This is a genomic window from Trinickia camelliae (genome assembly GCF_053525655.1).
This window is the reverse complement of record NZ_JBCHAA010000049.1, coordinates 1-818: the sequence shown is the minus strand read 5'-3', so window position 1 is coordinate 818 and position 818 is coordinate 1. Positions and strand designations below refer to the sequence as shown.

Annotated in this window: 1 pseudogene; it reads left to right on the top strand. The window is 64.7% G+C overall.

What is annotated here, in order from left to right:
- Window positions 1-119: 119 nt before the first annotated feature.
- Window positions 120-818, top strand: a pseudogene (locus AAHK20_RS33455) (hypothetical protein); the annotation flags it as partial.

Genomic DNA, 818 nt, shown 5'->3' with positions numbered 1-818 from the left:
TGGTGCGCGCGAGCAACCTGAGCATCTCGGCGCGCTACGAGCTGCAGGCGGGCTCGGGCTTCCTGTCGAACACCGGCATCCTGCGTTTGCAGCAGCGTTTCTGAATCGGGTAGAAGACCATGCATAAATCGGAACCTCAACCGCAACCGGCGGCAAGACGGCTGACGGCGCTCAGCCTCGCGGTGACGGCGGCGCTCGCCGCAATGACGCCGCACGCGGCCAAGTCCCAGACGGTCATCTCCGGCAACGTGAACAGCACGCAGTGGTGGACCAGCGGCAATTTCACGGTCAACAAGGGGGCGTTGATCTCCACCAGCGCCACCGCGGTGGCGGCGATCGGGTCGTCGCTGGGCACGCTGACCAATAACGGCACGCTCAACGGCGTCAACACCGTTCAGACTTCCGGCAACATCGCCGCGCTGATCAACAACGGCACCATCACCGCCACCATCGTCAGCGCGGGCACCGATGCATTCGAGAACAGCGGCACGATCGGCTCGCTGGTCAACAGCGGCACGATCAGCGGGTGGTCCGTTGGCCTCATCAACAACCCGGGCACCATCGGCACGCTGACGAACAGCGGTACGATCAGCGGCCGCAACACCGCCATCGACAACGTCAGCCCCTCCGGGATCGGCACGTTGAGCAACAGCGGCACGATCCGCGCGACTGGCATCGGCCTCTACAACGGCGGCACGATCGGCTCGCTGGTCAACAGCGGCACGATCACGGGCAATAGCTACGCGATCTACAACGACACGACCGGCACGATCGGCCCGATCACCAACTCGGGCGTGATCGCGGGCAACATCGTGAAC